Consider the following 17383-nt stretch of genomic DNA (forward strand, 5'->3'; position numbering starts at 1 on the left):
TATCGACCGGACAGGCTGCAAGACTGGCGTCTGATACAGCGTTTTTCGGCCAAAAGTTGCAAGCAATACTGACTTTAATTTGGGGTTTTGCAGCCTGATGGTCACGCCGGCAGCACCCTGGGTCTCAGGAATTGCCGCGTGCCGGATGTGGACGCCGTGCCGGATACAACTCACCTGGTGAGGAGAAATCCCCCCGTCTATTCTAGTCAACAATGAGAGTGAACTCGCTGGCAACGCCAACTTCGCCGATCGGCCTCGCTTCTTCCTGGCCGAGGCGGTCAAGGAACTCTCGCAGGCACTGCGGCGGCAGTGCGATCAGCAACCCGCCGGCCGTTTGTGGATCGAACCAGACACTCACCAACGCGGCCTCCAGGCCGGCTGCGAGGCGTGCGCGTGTGCCGACGAATTCGGCATTGCTGCGGCCGCCGCCAGTTAGGTAGCCGGCGCGGGCGAATTGCAAAGCTCCCGGCAAAAGGGGAATCATGCTGGCGGAGAGATGAAAAGTGACCTGGCTGGCTTGCGCCATTTCGTGCGCGTGACCCAGCAGTCCGAAACCGGTGACATCCGTCGCAGCATGCGCGCCCACGGCGATCATGGCCGCGCTCGCCTGCCGGTTGAGTTGTACCATCACTTCCGTCAACCGCCGGCTGCCGGTCGCATCGAGCCGGCCGGATTTCAGCGCTGTGCTCAGAATGCCGGTGCCCAAGGGTTTGGTAAGCACGAGAACATCGCCGGGGCGGGCCGTGTGCGAATGGATGATTCTCTGCGGATGAACCGTGCCGGTGACGGCCAGACCGTATTTGATCTCGGGATCATCCACCGTGTGGCCGCCGATGATGGCCACGCCCGCAGCCGCGGCTTGCTCGAGGCCGCCGTTCAAGATCGCTGCCAGCCAGTCGAGATTGCCGTTCTTGGGAAAGCACGCGATGTTCAGCGCGGTGAGCGGCGTGCCGCCCATGACATACACATCACTCAACGCGTTGGTCACGGCGATGCGGCCGAAATCATAGGGGTCATCGACGATAGGGGTGAAGAAGTCGACGGTCTGCACCAGCGCCAGGTCTTCCCGCAACTGGTAGATGCCGGCATCGGCGGCGAGATCGAGGCCGACCAGCACGTTGGGCATGGGCGTTTGCTTCACTTTACTCAAAACTTGCCACAACAACGTTGGGCTCAGTTTGGAAGCTCAGCCGGCGCAGCGAACGGTGTGCGTGAGTTTGATGATTTCGTCTTTGGTATGGCTCATGTCAATTCAAGCAGAGCGTGCCAAACGCGTCTTTGTCCCGCTGCAATGCCTCTTTCAATTCCCGGCCGCAGCGCTCGCTGCAAATGACGAAGTACAAATCATTGCCGTCTTTCTTGGCCTGCGAATCGCTCGGCACCACGATCGCCGGCACGGTGCGGCGAATCAAGGCGAGGAACAGCGGAATGGTCTTGCCCTCGCGGTCGCGCAGATCGATGCCCGGCATGGCTTTCGCACCGCAGCCGAAAACCTCTTCATCGGGATCGATGACGCGGTCGCACCAGGCGCAGCGGTCGGGCATGGGGTCATGCGCGGCAGGTTTCTTCTTACGTTTCATGAGGCAGATCTCAAGTTCTTTTTGAGCCACGGTATGAACATGCTGGTCGTGCGCTGATACTCCCGATAATCCTGCCCCTTGCTACGCAGCGCCTGGGCTTCGGTCGCGGGAATGCCGGTGACTTTGAATATCGCCAACAAGATAAGCACCGGCGCGCTGAGTGCCAGCCAACCCAGCGGCGAAGCCAGGGCGAACAGGGCGTAAGCGACCCAGATCAACGATTCGAAGAAATAGTTGGGATGGCGGGAATAGTTCCACCAGCCCGCGCGGCACGTTTTGCCGCGGTTTTCGGGATTGCTTTTGAAGCGATGCAACTGCCCATCCGCGGTGGTTTCACCGGCATAAGCCACCAGCCAGAGGCCGAAGCCGAGCCATTCGAGCGCGGCCAGGCGCGGCGCCGGATTCAAAGATGCCAACAGAAACGGCAGCGACAACACCACCGCGAGCAGGGCCTGTGCCTGAAAGAAAATGAAGAATTTCAATCCAAGGTGGGTTTGCCAGCGGCGCCGTAGTTCGCGATAACGGCCCTCTTCCGCCTGGCCGACATAACGCGTAAGCAGGAGAAAGAAAGCCAGGCGTAATCCCCACGTCATTGCCATGGCCGTAATCAGCAATCGCCTTGGCAAGAAACCTTCCGCCGTGAGGCAATACCACAGCGCGAGCAGCGCCAATCCCAAAGCCCAGCCGAAATCCACGATACCGGCATTCTCGGTGCCGAGTTGGATCGCCCACAGGATCGTCATCAGCAACAGAACGAGCATCCAACCGCTGCCAAGCAGCGTGAAGATCTGGGCAGTCATCGAATTCTCTCTCCGGTAATGCCGTTGCTGCAGGCCGTCCGCGCGTTTTGGCCTTGCGGCAGTCTTCCAACGCGGCGCCTGAATGTCGCACTGCGCTGCCTAATAGTCAACCCATCTTTTTGTAATTTCCGCGGCGCCGGACTACCTGTTTGGCGGCATTCTCCAACTACACTTCAATAGCGCAGCAGACGTCTGGCTGTTTCCTCGATCTGCTGCTGGCGCACGAGGAATTCTTCCTCGAGCGGGGGACTGTAGGGCACGGGCGCGTCAAGAGCGCCCAACACGCACACTGGCGCATCGAGTGCCGCAAACGCTTCTTCCGCAATGATCGCGGCAATCGACTGGCCGAGGCCGCCGGTTTTGGAATCCTCGTGCACGATCAGCACGCGATTGGTGTGCCGCACGCACGCCAGAATGGCATTCTTGTCGAGCGGCTGCAGCGAACGCAGATCGAGCACTTGGCAGGTGAGGCCGTCGTTCTCGGCGAGCGTTTGCGCTGCCGCCAGGCAGCGATGCACGTAGGCGCCGTAGGTGATCATGGTCAAATCATCGCCGGCGCGTTTCAAATGGGCGCTGCCAATCGTGATCAACTCCTCGGCGTGCGCCTCGGGCAACTGCTGTTTGATCGAGGCCAGGCGATAGAGCGCGATGTGTTCGAGAAAGAGCACCGGATTCTCATCGCGGATGGCGGCTTTCAGCAGGCCCTTGGCCTCGCGCGGGGTGGAGGGGCAAACGATCTTCAGGCCGGGCGTGCGGTAAAACCACGGCTCGGTGTTCTGGGAGTGATACGGCCCGGCGTTGCGCAAGCCGCCCCAGGGCAGGCGCACGGTCATGGGCACGGGCTGGCCCCAGCGATAGTAGATCTTCGCGGCATTGTTCACGAGTTGATTGAAGCCGCTCGCCACGAAATCATTGAACTGAATCTCCGCCACCGGACGCTTGCCCAACAGCGCCGCACCGGTGGCACAGGCAAGGATTGCCGCCTCCGCGAGCGGCGTGTTGATCATGCGGTCGCCGAATTCCGCCAGCAATGATTTGAGAATGACGAACGCGTTGCCGTAGTTGCCGCCGACGTCTTCACCCAGCAGAAAAACCTCGGGATCCCGCCGCAGTTCTTCTTCCAACGCTTCGACAATCGCCTGCCAGAAGGTTTTGCCGTTGGGATCGAACTGCACGCCGGCCGGTTCGGATGGCTGCCAGGATTCTATTTCACGATTTTGCTCGCGATTGCCGACCAGCGGCAGGCGATGCTGTTGCCATTCGCCGCCCGTGATCACCGGATGTCCGGCCAAACTGGCATCCGGCCACGGCGCCGCGATCACCTTTTGCGCCGCGCTCTCGATTTCCACGGCAATCGCAGCGATCATCTGCTCGAGTTCCTGGGGGTGCAGCACGCCTTCCGCGAGCAAATGCTGCTGATAAAGTTTGATCGGATCCCTCTGGTACCAGAATTCATACTTTTGGGCATCGACATACCCGCCGTTGATTTTTGCCGGCGGCACATATTCCAGGAACTGATCGGGTTCTTTGCCGAAGTAGAGCATGTCATCGTGATGCGCGTGGCCGCACATGCGCATGGCAATCAACTCCACCAGCACCGGCCCTGCGCCGCGGCGGCAGGCCTCGGCAGCCTCGGCGACGGTGGCAAACACGGCTTCCGGATCAGTGCCATCGATCGTGATGCCACGCATGCCATAGCCCAGTGCCTTTTGCGCGAAGTTGAACGCGGCACATTGTTCCTGCACCGGCGTGGAAAGCGCGGTTTGATTGTTTTGCACGATGAACACAATCGGCATCTTCTGCACCGCCGCGAAGTTGATGACTTCATGCCATTCGCCGGCGGAAGTGCCGCCTTCGCCAAGGCAGTTGATGATGACCCGTCCGGTGCCGCGCAAGGCGAAGCCGATGCCGCACGCCGAGCCGGTGCTCAAAGTGATCGGCGCGGCCGGAGGGAGGATGCCGCAGGCGAAATCGCCGAGGTGCAGGTCTTTGCCGTTCGTCGGCTTGCCGGTTTTGCCCATTTGCGCGGCCATGATGTCGTAAGGTTGCTGGCCCATGGCCAGTGCCAGGCCCAGATCGCGAATCATCGGCGCGACGAAATCACCGGTGTAACGGCCGTCTTGTTGGAATTCCGGCCCGCGCCGCAGCCGCAGCGCGGCGGCGTAGATCGCCTCCTGGCCCATGGAGCGAAAGCCCTTGCCTTGAAAGGGCAGGCCGCCGGGCAGCTTCACTTCGCCGTTGGTGAAGAGTTTTTTCAGCCGGGCATCGAGATGGCGCGTGCGCAGCATGCCGGCCAGAATCTCGAGCTTCTCGGCTTTGGTGAGTGCGTGCCGCAGCGCCGTACGCGCGAACGCTGCGCGCAGATCTTGAACGAGCCGCTCGTTAAAATGCTCGCGCATCTGGTTGCGGCTCACGGCCGGATAGGCTTCTGCGCTCCCAGCCTCGGGTGCGAGCTGAGTCAGGCGCCGGCTTGCTTCGCTGAGATAGCGCTGCTCGAATTGCGCCATGTGCGCGGGCGTCAATTCTGCGGGAAAATCGCCAGCAATTGCGCGCCAACACCCCGCAAGCTCGGCCTGCAACAGCGGTGCGACCTGGGCAACGGTGGCAGCCACTTCAGTTTCCAACGCCGGCAAGCGGAGACTTGACACTGCGGCGCTCTTCGCGCTCGAGTCGAGAAGCATTGCTGCTCTTCCTTTGGATCTTTTTAACACCGGGTTAGAGGAACAACGAGGCAAGAAACGATCTTCGAACGCTGGAAGTCATGCGCCGGCGTGAGGTTGGGGATGCCGGCAGTCATTGTCTACAGCGCTTGGGCTTGAGGTGCAGAGCATCAGGCGATGCACACGATCTCTCACGAGTGGGTCGATCGACCCTCGGCCACACACTGTCGCAGCATTCAAAACCGGAACACATCGTTTAAAAAGAATCACGCAAAGGCGGAGAGCCGCACAGCATGACTGCCGTGCATTGCACCTCGTCCCCGCCTTTGCGTGCCTTGTTGTCGTAGTGTGACTCCGGCGCGCCGGCGTTACACCTGCGCCTTGGTGAACAAGTCAACCAGGCCCTTGTAGTTGTTGGCCACCATGTTGACCGCCTGCTCCCGGCTGTGCTTGTTGTTCTTCAGACCTTCCAGCGCATCCCAGAACACGGTGCGGCCGACGGCAAAGCCGATCACGCCCTCGACTTTGGCGCCTTCCCGCAGCCAGTGATTGACCTTCTCCGCGTTTTCGCCGCGGCCGAGCACGATCATGCCGACTTGATTGCGGCCGTTGCTGCGTGCTTGCGCGACAATGGCCTTGTAGTCTTCCGCGTGCTCCAGCCCTTCGAGCTTCCACACGTCCGGCTCGATGCCGGCGGCCTGCAATTCCGCAATCGCCTTTTCCATCAAGCCGGGGCGGACGGTGGTGTCGAATTTCTTCTTGTCGCCGCCGAGCTTCGCCAGTTGCGCCTCAGTGGCCGGCACCAGCAGCTCGAACATGAACTTTTTGTTGTGAGCGTGGCAATAGTCGCTCAGCTTGGCGAGGCGCGCCGCCTGACGCTGGTTCAGCGTGGCGTCATCTTCGACATTATAGCGCACCAATACTTTAACGAAGCTGGGATTGAATTTTTCGATGTGGGCGCCGAACTGATCGCCGTATTCGAAATCGAATTCATCCTGCCCGCTCTTCTCGGCCGGCATCGCGACCATGATGCCGTTCTTCGCTGCATCCAGTGCGCAGTCGGTGCCGAATTGCTCATCCACCAGGATGGCGGCTTTGGCTTTCGGCACGCCCATCGCCAGCGCCTTCAGGAAGCCTTCATAGACCACGTATTTGTACGAGGCAATCATTTTGGTCTCTTCCGCGGTCGGCTGGCGGCCCTTGATGCCGAACATCTTGGCCTGAAACGAGCCGCGGTGATCAAACGGCATCACAAACAAGGTGTCGGGATAGCCCAAATTCGACATCGCCATGGAAATCTCCTTACAGTTGGTTCTTCAGATGTTTGCTGGCGAGCGGCGGTACGCCACCAGTCGCTGTGCGACATTCCTCAACAAAAATCAATGTCGGGGGAGTGCATAAAATTGAAGGCGAGCACAATTGCTTGCAATCGGCTTTCTTCATCATTTTTGCGCGAACCAAAATAGTCAGTTTTGCCGACTCTTGCAAGGCTGTTTTCTGCACGGTACCAAGCATGCGAAAAACCGCTTGCTGTTTTGCTTCCGCAGCCCTAGTTTGGCGTGAATCGCAGAGTCTTCCACACCGTCCGGAAGGACACGCATCAAACAGGACTTTGCGTTCGGCTGCGATTCTACTTTACGGAGAATGGTGGACAGCAACCTCGATTCGAAGAAGTGACTTCTCAATGTGTCGTTCAGAAGAATCCGGTGAAATACCCGGCCCGGTGCCCACCTCTTCACAGGATCCCGCTGGAGGACAGGGCGGTGGACGGACTTTTCAAGCCAACAGAATACGAGCAAACGCGATCACCCAACGGAGCCTCCTCGCATGAAGCATCTGATGCGCGCGATTTTTCTGAGTGCGAGCTTGCACACCGCCTGCTGGGCGCAAGCCGCGCTGGTTTTTCAAAGTGACTTTGGCGTGCGCGATGGCGCCGTGGCCAGCATGAAGGGTGTGGCCTACGGCGTACAGCCGCATCTCAACATGTTCGACCTCACCCACCACATTCCCGCCTTCAGCATCTGGGAAGCAGCGCTGCGCCTGAAGGAAACCGCGCCCTACTGGCCGGCAGGAACGGTTTTCGTTTCGGTGGTGGATCCCGGGGTGGGCACGGAACGCAAGTCGGTTGTGCTCAAAACCAAAACCGGCCACTTCTTCGTCACGCCCGACAACGGCACGCTCACTTTTGTCGCGGAAAACATGGGCATCGCTGCGCTGCGCGAGATCGATGAAAATCGCAACCGCCTGCCCGCCTCGCGCGAGTCCTATACCTTTCACGGCCGTGACGTGTACGCCTTCACCGCGGCGCGGCTGGCGGCCGGCGTCATTACATTTGAAGAAGTCGGACCCGCGCTCGCGCCGCGCGTCGTCGTTATTCCCCATCAAAAAGCTGCCTCCGAACCAGGCGCGCTGCTGGGCACCATTCCGATTCTTGACGTGCAATTCGGCAACGTCTGGACCAACATCGACCAGGCGACGTTCGCAAAGCTGGGGCTGCAATTCGGCGAGCGCTGCCGCGTGGCCATCACCAACCAGAACACGCCGGTCTACGAGGGGGAGATGCCCTACGCCCGCACCTTCGGCGAAGTGCCGGTCGGCACACCGCTGCTTTATCTCAACAGCGAATTGCATGTCGCGCTGGCAATCAATCAGGGCAGTTTTGCCGCGGTGTACCAGATCGGCTCCGGTCCGGATTGGCGCATCCGCATTCAGAAAGTGATGCAAGCAGAATGATGAATACGCCGCCGGCAGCCGATCCGCAAAAGGGCAGGCTGCGCTCGCTGTGGGAAGGATTACTCACCTTTCGCCTCAAGCTGCAACCACCTCGACACCGCGACGAGCCTCCCGTCACCTTTCGGGAGCGCTTCAAGGCGCTGGGGAATTTGCCCCAGCTTTTTCAGTTGATCTGGCAGACCAGCCCGCCGTTGACGATTGCCAGCATGCTGCTGCGCGTGGTACGCGCGGCCGTGCCGCTGGCCACCCTCTACATCGGCAAGCTCATCATCGATGAAGTCGTGCATCTGACGCAACTCCCCGCGCCGCGCGAGCTGGATTATCTGTGGAAGCTGGTCGCAATGGAATTCGGCATCATCTTTGTGTCGGACATCCTGAATCGGGCGCTGGCACTGGTGGACAGCATGCTCGGCGATCTTTTCTCCAATCAAACCTCGGTGCGCTTGATGCGGCATGCGGCTGATCTCGATTTGGATTATTTCGAAGACGCCGCCTTCTATGACAAGCTGGAACGGGCGCGCCGCCAAACCGCCGGCCGCATGGCGCTGATGTCGCAGGTGCTCGAGCAAGCCCAGGACGTCATCACCATGATGTTTCTCTCGGTCGGCCTGGTGGCGTTCAATCCCTGGTTGATCTTGCTGCTGACCGTGACGCTGATTCCCTCGCTCTTGGGCGAATCACATTTCAATGCGCGCAGCTATTCGCTGATGTACAGTTGGACGCCCGAGCGCCGCCAGCTTGATTACTTGCGCTACACCGGCGCCAGTGATGAAACCGCCAAGGAAGTCAAGATCTTCGGCCTCTCCGGCTTTTTGACCGAGCGCTATCGCGACCTGGCCGATCGCTACTACCGCGCCAATCGCGCCTTGTCGGTGCGCCGCGCGAGCTGGGGCACGTTGCTCGCCATGGTGGCGAGCGTGGGCTACTACGCGGCCTACGTCGTCATCATCATGCGTACGGTGAGCGGCCAGCTTTCCCTGGGTGACATGACTTTCCTGGCGGGATCGTTTTCCCGGCTGCGCGGCCTGCTGCAAAGCCTGATTCAGCGCTTCTCGAATGTGGCCGAAGGGGCGCTCTACCTGCGCGATTTGTTCGATTTTTTCGCGCTCAAGCCGCGCATCGTTTCCCGGTCGCAGGCGCGGCCGTTTCCGCGCCCGGTGCGCCAGGGCTTCACGTTCGAAAACGTCGGATTCAAATACCCCAACACCGAACGCTGGGCCAACCGCCATTTGTCCTTCACACTGCGGGCAGGGGAGAAGCTGGCACTGGTGGGAGAAAACGGCGCGGGCAAGACCACGCTCGCCAAATTGCTGGCGCGCTTGTACGATCCCACGGAAGGCCGCATTCTCTTGGACGGCTATGATCTGCGAGAATATGATTTGGAGGAATTGCGGCGGGAAATCGGTGTGATCTTTCAGGACTTCGTGCACTACCATTTCACCGCGGCGGAGAACATCGCGGTGGGCCGCATCGAAGCGCGCGACGATCACGCGCGCATCGAGCAGGCCGCGCTGCGCAGCCTGGCCAACACCGTCATCGAAAAACTGCCGAACCGCTATGAACAAATCGTCGGCAGAAGATTCGATACCGGCGTGGAACTCTCCGGCGGCGAGTGGCAGAAAATGGCGCTGGCGCGCGCCTACATGCGCGATGCGCAACTGCTGATTCTCGATGAACCCACGGCCGCGCTCGATGCCCGCGCCGAGCACGAGGTCTTTCAGCGCTTTGCGGATTTGACCCGCGGCAAGTCGGCGGTGCTCATCTCACATCGTTTTTCCACCGTGCGCATGGCGGACCGCATTCTCGTGCTCGACAACGGCGAGCTGCTCGAATTGGGGACGCATGAGGAACTGCTGCGGCAAAATGGCCGCTATGCTGAGCTTTTTCGCCTGCAGGCCGCGGGTTATCAATAAAAGCCGGCGAGCGCGGCTCACGCGTGCCGGCCGGTATGCAGCGCGGCCACGATCGCTTCCGCCATCGCTTGCGTGCTCACCGGCGCCGCGCGGTTGAGGTCGGGCGTGACGGATTTCCCCTCCCGAATCACCGCGCGCACCGCCTGCTCGACGCGCCGCCCCGCCTGATATTCACCGAGATAGTCCAACATCATGACGCCGGCCATGATCACCGCGGTGGGATTGGCGATGTTCTTGCCGGCGATGTCCGGCGCGCTGCCGTGCACCGCTTCGAAAATCGCGGCTGCGCGGCCGATGTTCGCGCCCGCGGTCAAGCCCAGCCCGCCCACCAAACCGGCGGCCAGATCCGAAAGAATATCGCCGAAGAGATTGGTGGTGACAATGACATCAAAAGCGCCGGGGTTCATCACCATTTGCATAGCGCAGGCATCGATGATCTTGTCGTTGAATTCCACCTCGGGATACATGTGCGCCACCGCGCGGCCGATTTCCAGGAACATGCCGGTGGTGCATTTGAGAATGTTGGCCTTGTGCACCAGCGTCACGCGCTTGCGCTTGTTGTTGCGCGCGTATTCGAAGGCATAGCGCAGAATCTTCTCCGAACCGCTGCGCGTGATCAATGCCGTGCTTTCGGCGGCGATGTTGACGCCGTCCGCCGTGATGAAATGCTCGATGCCGGAGTACAAGCCTTCGGTGTTTTCGCGAATGATCACCAGATTGACGTTGGGGTGAATGGCGGCGGTGCCCGCGAAGGAGACCGCCGGCCGCACATTGGCGTAAAGGTTGAATTCCTGGCGCAGCGCCACGTTGACGCTGCGATAGCCGCCGCCCACCGGCGTCGTCAAAGGGCCTTTCAGGGCCACGCGCGTTTGCCGCAGCGATTCCAGGGTTTGCTCCGGGATCGGTGTGCCCAATTGCTCAACCGCCGCCATGCCGGCGAGCTGGCGATCCCACTCGAACTGCACGCCCGCAGCTTCCAACACCATGACCGCGGCCTCGATGATCGCAGGCCCGATGCCATCGCCTGGAATCAAAGTAACCTGGTGCACCGATTTTTCCTTTCCTGATGAGGTGAATTCCGGGAAACGCCCCGGCGTTGTTGTTCTGGCTAACCGGGCCGCGAAATTTGTGAACTATTCTGCTTATTTCAAATGAAAAAGTCCGGCGCGCTTGACAATCCCTGGAAAATCCGGTATTATGCAGCCGCACAAAAGCGGTGAAACCCACCAACCGGAGCCGGAACCATGGGAGCAGCCACCCGCAAGGCGGTGTTGTGTGTTTCGAGTTATGAAAAAGGCCAGGAATTCCTGCGCGAATGCCGGCGCCAGGGAGGCCTGGTGTATTTGCTGACCACCAAGGCCCTGGAGTCTGCCGATTGGCCGCGGGAAAGCATCGACGAGATTTTTTATCTCCCCGATCTCTACAACCGCGACGACGTCATCAAGGGCGTCAGCTTCCTGATGCGCGCGCGCACCGTTGACCGCATCGTGGCGCTTGATGACTACGACGTGGAAATGGTGGCGACCCTGCGCGAGCATCTGCGCCTGCCCGGCATGGGCGAGACCACGGCACGCTACTTCCGCGACAAGCTGGCCATGCGCATGCGCGCACGCGAGCGCGGCATTCCGGTGCCTGCTTTCATTCACGTGCTCAACTATGACGCCCTCCGCCAATTCATGGCGACCGTGCCGCCGCCGTGGGTGCTCAAGCCGCGCTCCGAGGCCTCTTCCGTCGGCATCAAAAAAGTCCACGCCGCGGATGAGCTGTGGCCGTTGCTCGACGCCCTCGGCGACCGCCAATCCTTTTATCTGCTGGAGCGCTTTGTGCCCGGCGAGGTTTATCATGTTGATACCATCATTTCCGAACGCAGAATTGTTTGTGCAGAGGTGCACGAGTATGCCTTGCCGCCGATGAGTGTCGCCCACGAGGGCGGCGTGTTTGCTTCGCGCACGGTGCTGCGCGGTTCAGCGCTGGAGCGGGCCCTGCAGGTGGAGAATGCGCGCGTCGTTGCCGCGCTGGGATTGGTGCGTGGGGTCACGCATATCGAATTCATCAAAAGCGTGGAAGATGGCCGGTTCTATTTTCTTGAAGCGGCCGCGCGCGTCGGCGGCGCCAACATTGTTGAAATGGTGCAGGCCGCCACCGGCATCAATCTCTGGGCGGAATGGGCGCGGATCGAAATCGCGCAGGGCGAGGAGGAGTATCGCCTGCCGGAAATCCGCCGGGACTATGGCGGCGTCATCATCTCGTTGGCCAAGCAGGAGTGGCCCGACACCTCGGCCTATCAAGCTCCCCAGATCTTTTATCGGTTGCACAAGAAAAACCACGTGGGCTTCGTCTTGGGCTCACCCGATCGCGAACGCCTCCTCTTCCTGCTGGAAGAATACCGCCGCCGCATTTATGCGGATTTCTTCGCGGTGCTGCCGCCCTCGGACAAACCGACCAGTTGACGCGAAGGCACGTTTGCCCATTTCCGCAAAACCCTGCCGACCAGTGTAGTCTTCGAGCCGCGTCCACCGGACTCCCGCGCCGCAAGCCGCCGGGAAGCCTTCAAACACAACTGCAGCACTGCTTCAAAGTTGCGGGTGCCGCCACACCTCGGGAACTCGAACGCTCTTGCATTTCGAGCCTTGACTTTCTTGCAGATGCTTTCTATGTTCACGCCATTTTTCGCCCCATTGCATTGGGATCGTCGCGAGGTGAGTCATGCTGAAAGAACTGCTGGTCCCGGACATTCAAGAGCTGATTCGTGACAAGGCCTATTCGGGTCTGAAGGACGGCATCTCCGACTGGGAAGCGCCGGAGATTGCCGAGCTGCTGGCCAGCCTGCCAGTGGAAGATCAACCCATTCTCTTTCGGCTCCTGCCCCGCCAGACTGCCGCCGAAGTGTTTGCCTATCTGCCCCCGGAAGAGCAGGAACGCCTGCTGCAGAGCCTGAACACGGAAAACACCCGTGCCTTGTTGGGTGAACTCGCGCCCGATGACCGCACTGAGCTGTTCGGCGAACTGCCCGCGCAAGTGACGCAGCAATTGCTGAATCTGCTCTCGCCCGAGGATCTCAAAGAGGCGCGCCACCTGCTCGGCTATCCCGAAGAAAGCGTCGGCCGTTTGATGACGCCCGAATACGTCGCGATCAAGCCGGAGTGGACCATCGGCAAAGCGCTCGAACACCTGCGCCAAAAGGGCAAGGATGCCGAAACGATTAACACAGTCTATGTCGTCGACGACGCCGGCAAGCTCATCGATGACGTGCGGCTGCGCAAATTGATTTTGGCGGAACCGACCGAAGCCGTGGCTACGGTGATGGACCGTCACTTCGTTTCGCTTTCCGCCTATGACGATCGTGAGGATGCCGCCAAGCTGATGCAAAAGTACGATCGCGTCGCGCTGCCGGTCACCGACTCCGAGGGCGTGCTGCTCGGCATCGTCACCGTCGACGACATGCTCGACGTCGTGGAGGAGGAAGCCACGGAAGACATTCAGAAAATGGCCGCGGTGCAGTCTCTTGACGAGCCCTACATTCAGACCGGCTTCTTCAGCATGTTGAAGAAACGCGGTGTCTGGCTCTCGCTGCTGTTTCTGGGTGAAATGTTGACCGCCGCGGCAATGAAGTATTTCGAGGGCGAAATCGAGCGCGCCGTGGTGCTCGCGCTTTTCATCCCGCTCATCATCAGCAGCGGCGGCAATTCCGGCTCGCAAGCAGCCTCGCTGGTGATTCGTGCCATGGCATTGGAAGAGATTCGGCTGCGGGATTGGTGGCGAGTGATGCGGCGGGAGCTGGCCTCGGGCTTCGGTTTGGGCTCGATCCTGGGCACCATCGCGATCCTGCAGGTGCTCTTGATCCCCAACAACGAGACGCTTTACGGCGAGCACTATTTGCTGGTGGGCTTGACGGTGGCTTTCAGCCTGGTGGGCGTCGTCATGTGGGGCACACTCACCGGCTCGATGCTGCCCTTCATCCTGCGACGGCTGGGCTTTGATCCCGCGGTGTCATCGGCGCCGTTCGTGGCAACGTTGGTGGATGTCACCGGCCTGATCATCTATTTCTCCGTGGCGCTGCTGATTTTGGGCGGAACCTTGCTGTAGGCCCACTCTGCCGAACGCGGGCGAGTATTTCTGTGCGGCAGAGGGTTGACGCTCTTTACGAATTCTCTCGCGGTAAATGTTGGGTCTCCGCTGGGAGATCTTCCTACCCCGGCTGAGCCGAGGTTTTCGATGCAACGGCCAAGCCGTTGCAGGAACGTTCTTATTGAAAATTGAAAATGTTCCCAGCTCGGCTGAGCTGAGTTTTCGATGCCACGGCTAGGCCGTTGCAGGAGTATTCTTATCAAGAGATCACAATCTTCGACAGACTCAATCCAAAAGGGTGAGCATGAACTCAAGGCGAAGCGGCTGTTGGCACGTTTGCACGATGATCCTGTTCGGCTTGCTATCGCCGGCGGCGGAATCCGGTCTCCACGCACAGGAAAGCCTGCGCGATCGTGACGCGCTGCCGGCCGTAGAAGCGCCGCCCGGGCTTGCCGCAGGCAGAGAATTACATCAAGCCCTGACCTCGCCCTTTCGGATGTCGAAAAAAGAAAGCGTGCGGATGCTCGGTTTTGTGGCGGTCACTGCCGGCGTGTATTTCTTGCTGGATGACCTGATTGATGAAGAGTACGCCCGCGAAGGGGACAACATCTTCTATCCCGCGCACGAGCTTGCTGAAATCGGCAAGGCCTATGACCAGGTTTCCCCAGTGGCCTTCACTGCCGGTGTCACCGCCAGCCTGCTTGCCGGCGGACTGGTGTTGCAGGATCAGAAGCTGCTGCAAACGACCAAACTGGTTGTCGAAGCCAGCGTGCTGACGCAAGCGCTCACCTACCTCGGCAAGCACGCGCTCGGCCGCGCGCGGCCCGACACTGACCAAGGTCCGCATCATCTCACGCCGTTCAAGAACAGGGGAAATGCCTTTCAATCCATGCCCTCGGGTCACGCCAGCAGCGTATTCGCCACCATGACGGTGATCAGCAAGCAATACGATCGCTGGTGGGTGCGTATTCCGGCATACACCTTCGCCACGGCCGTCGCGTTTCAACGCATGGAAGACCGGCGGCATTGGGCCTCGGATGTGCTGGCTGGCGGCGGCCTGGGCTATTGGGTGGGAAGCACCCTCGTGCGCGCCCATGCACGGCAGCCTCAAGGCGCTTCCTGGCGGCCGGCTTTCGGCACTCGCGGCCTCGGTCTCGCGGTGGCATTCTGAGAGAGAAAACTCATTCGTATCGTGCGCCTACGCCGGCTCGGGAAGGAGTCTCCGCGCTGACATGTCCTGGTTGATCTTTGCCCTGGGCTCGGCTGTGATGAGCGCGGTAAGTGATACGCTCTGCAAAAAGGCGAGCCAATCCGCCGATAGCTGGGCCGTGACGTGGGTGCGATTTGGCTATTCCTCCATTTTTCTGCTGCCCCTGCTGCTGTTCGTCGACATTCCGCCGCTGGATGCGACGTTTGCGCTCACCGTGGCGGCGCTGCTGCCGCTGGAGCTGACCGCAGCTTCGTTGAGCATGCGCGCGCTGCAGCTTTCACCGCTTTCGCTCACCGTGCCCTATCTCGCCTTTACTCCGTTGTTCCTGCTGGTCGTGCCGACGGTGCTGTTGGGCGAGAAGCTCAGTATCCGCGGCGCTGCCGGCGTGGTTTGCATCGTCCTGGGCGCCTACTGGCTCAATCTGCAAAACAACGCCGGCACACCGCCGGCGCGCGGCCAGGATTTGAACGGCAGGAAATGGCTGGCGCCGGTGCAGGCGCTGGCGCGCGAAAAAGGCTCCCGCCTGATGCTACTCGCTGCCGCGATTTACAGCCTCACTTCGACGCTCGGCAAAGTGGCGGTGCAGCATTCCAGCCCGATTTTCTTCGCGATCTTCTATTACCCGCTTGCCAGTTTGGTAATGCTGCCGGTCACCGCGTTGCGTTCGCGCCGGGGCTGGCTATTCGCCCGCGGTCAGGTGCGGCTCTTTCTGTTGATCGGACTGGCGGTCACGGCGACCGTCTTGTGCCATTTCCTGGCGCTGAGCCGCGCCGAAGTCGCTTACATGATTTCCGTCAAACGGACCAGCATGATCTTCGCCACCTTGCTGGGCTGGTGGTTTTTTCATGAGGAGAATGTTCCGCGGCGGCTGTGGGGTTGCAGCGTGATGCTCGCCGGCGTCATCCTGATAGCATCCGCGTGAGAGAGAATGGCGTGCTGCCCCGCAGGCCGCGCTCCGCGGGCGCGGCCGTCACACAACGGCCTGAGTCTGTCGCCGTTGAAACGCCGCCAGCCGGGGATGCATGACGGCGCGCCACAGCGGCGGCACCAACGCCAGCAGCATCATGCCGGCATAGCCGGTCGGCAGTTGCGGGCTTTCATCGAAGTGACGCAAAGTCTGGTAGCGCCGTTGGGGATGAACGTGATGATCCGCATGGCGCTGCAGCTTGAACAGAAAGTAGTTCGTGATTCGCTGATCCGCGTTCCAGGCGTGCGTCATGTTGACCCGCTCATAGTGCCCGGGCGCGAGTTCGCGGCGCTGCAAACCGTAATGTTCGAGGTAATTGACGATCTCGAGCAAAGTGAAACCCACCACACTCTGGGCAAAAAAGTAGGGAACCGCCGGCCAGCCCAGGATTCCACCCAGTAGCACGCCAAACAACACCGGCAGGGCGGCAAACCAGAGCATGCGATTGTGCCGGCTCCAGAGTGGTGTTCCCATGCGTTCGAGACGCCGCCGCTCGAAATCCCACGCGCTCCGCCAACTGTTGATCACCGTGCGCGGATAGAAGGCATACACCGATTCGCCCAGGCGCGCCGTGGCGGGATCGCGCGGCGTCGCCACGTTCACGTGATGCCCAATGAGATGTTCGAGCGCAAAATGCATATAACTGACCGTCAACAGCAGCACGTGGCCCAGCGCTTTTTCGAAGGCATTTTTTTTGTGAAACAACTCATGCGCCACGGTGATGCCGATACCGCCCGTGGCAATGCCGACCGATACCACCAGTCCGAGCCATTCCACCGGTGTCAACGCCGCGTGCGTGACAACATACCCGCCCCAAAGCACCAGCCCCACCTGCACCGGAACATAGAGAAACGTGATCACCCGAAAGCTCATCTTCTCCGCCAGCTTCTCCAGCTCAGCCAGCGGCAGATTGTTGCCCTCCGCGCCGGCCACCAAGTCGAGCAGCGGAATCATGACAAACGCAATCACCGGTGTCAGAAAATGGAAAACGCCTCCCCACCAATGTCCCACCACCGCGCTGAGCGGCACGATGAACGCCAGCAAATAGGGCCACGGCTTCATGTCTTCCTCCTTGATGAAATTGGATTTTGCAGAAAAGTAAAAAAGGTCGGGGCATCTGCAAGGGAATTCTGCCAGTCCCGCAAGCAAACATTCGAACCGCGGCTATGCTGCGAGCGCAACGCCACAACAGCAAAAAAGCTGATTCAGCACTGTCAGCGACTCTGCGGCTTCGGCGATGATTTCGTGTCCGCGTAGGAATTGTTTGTGCAGACGAGGGCATTTGCAGGTAGCTTTTTTATCCAGAATTTTTCGGAAAGGCAGCGCAGGACTGCATTGCCGTGCGACGAACTGTTGATCAAAGTCCCAATCGCCGCAACGACGATTTTGCACGCCACAGCGGAAAGTCCGGAGAGAATTTCTCCGCGGCTGTCCCACGCCGTGCTTAGGAGG

The 17383-nt window shown here is 60.3% G+C and carries 13 protein-coding genes; 6 read left to right on the top strand and 7 right to left on the bottom strand.

Features of this window, described 5'->3' with window-relative positions:
• Window positions 1-202: 202 nt before the first annotated feature.
• The 5 genes from selD to L6R21_07340 form a co-directional block, all read right to left on the bottom strand.
• Window positions 203-1126: a selenide, water dikinase SelD gene (gene selD, locus L6R21_07320; GenBank protein ID MCK6558995.1), complete on the bottom strand. Its 924-nt coding sequence runs from the start codon at window positions 1124-1126 to the stop codon at window positions 203-205.
• Between the two features lie 121 nt (window positions 1127-1247).
• Window positions 1248-1580 (bottom strand): hypothetical protein, encoded by a 333-nt coding sequence (locus L6R21_07325; protein ID MCK6558996.1) that lies wholly within the window; start codon window positions 1578-1580, stop codon window positions 1248-1250.
• A complete protein-coding gene (locus L6R21_07330; protein MCK6558997.1) occupies window positions 1577-2380 on the bottom strand; it encodes a DUF1295 domain-containing protein in 804 nt (267 codons plus the stop codon). Before L6R21_07330 ends, L6R21_07325 begins: the two co-directional genes overlap by 4 nt.
• Before the next feature lie 173 nt (window positions 2381-2553).
• Window positions 2554-5061 (bottom strand): thiamine pyrophosphate-dependent enzyme, encoded by a 2508-nt coding sequence (locus tag L6R21_07335; GenBank protein MCK6558998.1) that lies wholly within the window; start codon window positions 5059-5061, stop codon window positions 2554-2556.
• 347 nt (window positions 5062-5408) lie between these two features.
• Window positions 5409-6332 (bottom strand): DUF2090 domain-containing protein, encoded by a 924-nt coding sequence (locus L6R21_07340; protein MCK6558999.1) that lies wholly within the window; start codon window positions 6330-6332, stop codon window positions 5409-5411.
• A 535-nt stretch (window positions 6333-6867) separates the two neighbouring features.
• On the opposite strand from L6R21_07340, the gene L6R21_07345 reads away from it, so the two are divergent.
• Window positions 6868-7773, top strand: coding sequence for an S-adenosyl-l-methionine hydroxide adenosyltransferase family protein (locus tag L6R21_07345; protein MCK6559000.1), 906 nt, complete (start codon window positions 6868-6870; stop codon window positions 7771-7773).
• On the top strand, window positions 7770-9686 hold the full coding sequence (locus L6R21_07350) for an ABC transporter ATP-binding protein/permease (GenBank protein ID MCK6559001.1): 1917 nt from the start codon (window positions 7770-7772) through the stop codon (window positions 9684-9686). Before L6R21_07345 ends, L6R21_07350 begins: the two co-directional genes overlap by 4 nt.
• Window positions 9687-9703: 17 nt before the next feature.
• Here the strand turns inward: L6R21_07350 and L6R21_07355 are convergent, their stop codons facing one another.
• Window positions 9704-10735, bottom strand: coding sequence for an isocitrate/isopropylmalate family dehydrogenase (locus L6R21_07355; protein ID MCK6559002.1), 1032 nt, complete (start codon window positions 10733-10735; stop codon window positions 9704-9706).
• Window positions 10736-10930: 195 nt separating this feature from the next.
• Here L6R21_07355 and L6R21_07360 point away from each other — a divergent pair, with 195 nt between their 5' ends.
• From L6R21_07360 to L6R21_07375, 4 genes are all read left to right on the top strand, one after another.
• On the top strand, window positions 10931-12136 hold the full coding sequence (locus L6R21_07360; GenBank protein MCK6559003.1) for an ATP-grasp domain-containing protein: 1206 nt from the start codon (window positions 10931-10933) through the stop codon (window positions 12134-12136).
• Window positions 12137-12392: 256 nt separating this feature from the next.
• Complete coding sequence (mgtE, locus tag L6R21_07365) at window positions 12393-13772, top strand: magnesium transporter (protein MCK6559004.1); 1380 nt, start codon at window positions 12393-12395, stop codon at window positions 13770-13772.
• Window positions 13773-14097: 325 nt separating this feature from the next.
• Window positions 14098-14925: a phosphatase PAP2 family protein gene (locus tag L6R21_07370; protein MCK6559005.1), complete on the top strand. Its 828-nt coding sequence runs from the start codon at window positions 14098-14100 to the stop codon at window positions 14923-14925.
• Between the two features lie 61 nt (window positions 14926-14986).
• A complete protein-coding gene (locus L6R21_07375) occupies window positions 14987-15886 on the top strand; it encodes a DMT family transporter (protein ID MCK6559006.1) in 900 nt (299 codons plus the stop codon).
• A 48-nt stretch (window positions 15887-15934) separates the two neighbouring features.
• Here the strand turns inward: L6R21_07375 and L6R21_07380 are convergent, their stop codons facing one another.
• Entirely contained in the window at window positions 15935-16993 is a 1059-nt protein-coding gene (locus tag L6R21_07380) for an alkane 1-monooxygenase (protein MCK6559007.1), read from the bottom strand.
• Window positions 16994-17383: the final 390 nt, after the last annotated feature.

This window comes from bacterium (assembly GCA_023150945.1).
In the GTDB taxonomy this organism is placed as follows: domain Bacteria; phylum Zhuqueibacterota; class Zhuqueibacteria; order Zhuqueibacterales; family Zhuqueibacteraceae; genus Coneutiohabitans.

Coding starts and splice junctions, on each gene's coding strand:
- selD (MCK6558995.1), bottom strand. CDS start 1,126: ATGCCCAACGTGCTGGTCGGCCTCGATCTCGCCGCCGATGCCGGCATC.
- L6R21_07325 (MCK6558996.1), bottom strand. CDS start 1,580: ATGAAACGTAAGAAGAAACCTGCCGCGCATGACCCCATGCCCGACCGC.
- L6R21_07330 (MCK6558997.1), bottom strand. CDS start 2,380: ATGACTGCCCAGATCTTCACGCTGCTTGGCAGCGGTTGGATGCTCGTT.
- L6R21_07335 (MCK6558998.1), bottom strand. CDS start 5,061: ATGCTTCTCGACTCGAGCGCGAAGAGCGCCGCAGTGTCAAGTCTCCGC.
- L6R21_07340 (MCK6558999.1), bottom strand. CDS start 6,332: ATGGCGATGTCGAATTTGGGCTATCCCGACACCTTGTTTGTGATGCCG.
- L6R21_07345 (MCK6559000.1), top strand. CDS start 6,868: ATGAAGCATCTGATGCGCGCGATTTTTCTGAGTGCGAGCTTGCACACC.
- L6R21_07350 (MCK6559001.1), top strand. CDS start 7,770: ATGATGAATACGCCGCCGGCAGCCGATCCGCAAAAGGGCAGGCTGCGC.
- L6R21_07360 (MCK6559003.1), top strand. CDS start 10,931: ATGGGAGCAGCCACCCGCAAGGCGGTGTTGTGTGTTTCGAGTTATGAA.
- mgtE (MCK6559004.1), top strand. CDS start 12,393: ATGCTGAAAGAACTGCTGGTCCCGGACATTCAAGAGCTGATTCGTGAC.
- L6R21_07370 (MCK6559005.1), top strand. CDS start 14,098: ATGATCCTGTTCGGCTTGCTATCGCCGGCGGCGGAATCCGGTCTCCAC.
- L6R21_07375 (MCK6559006.1), top strand. CDS start 14,987: ATGTCCTGGTTGATCTTTGCCCTGGGCTCGGCTGTGATGAGCGCGGTA.
- L6R21_07380 (MCK6559007.1), bottom strand. CDS start 16,993: ATGAAGCCGTGGCCCTATTTGCTGGCGTTCATCGTGCCGCTCAGCGCG.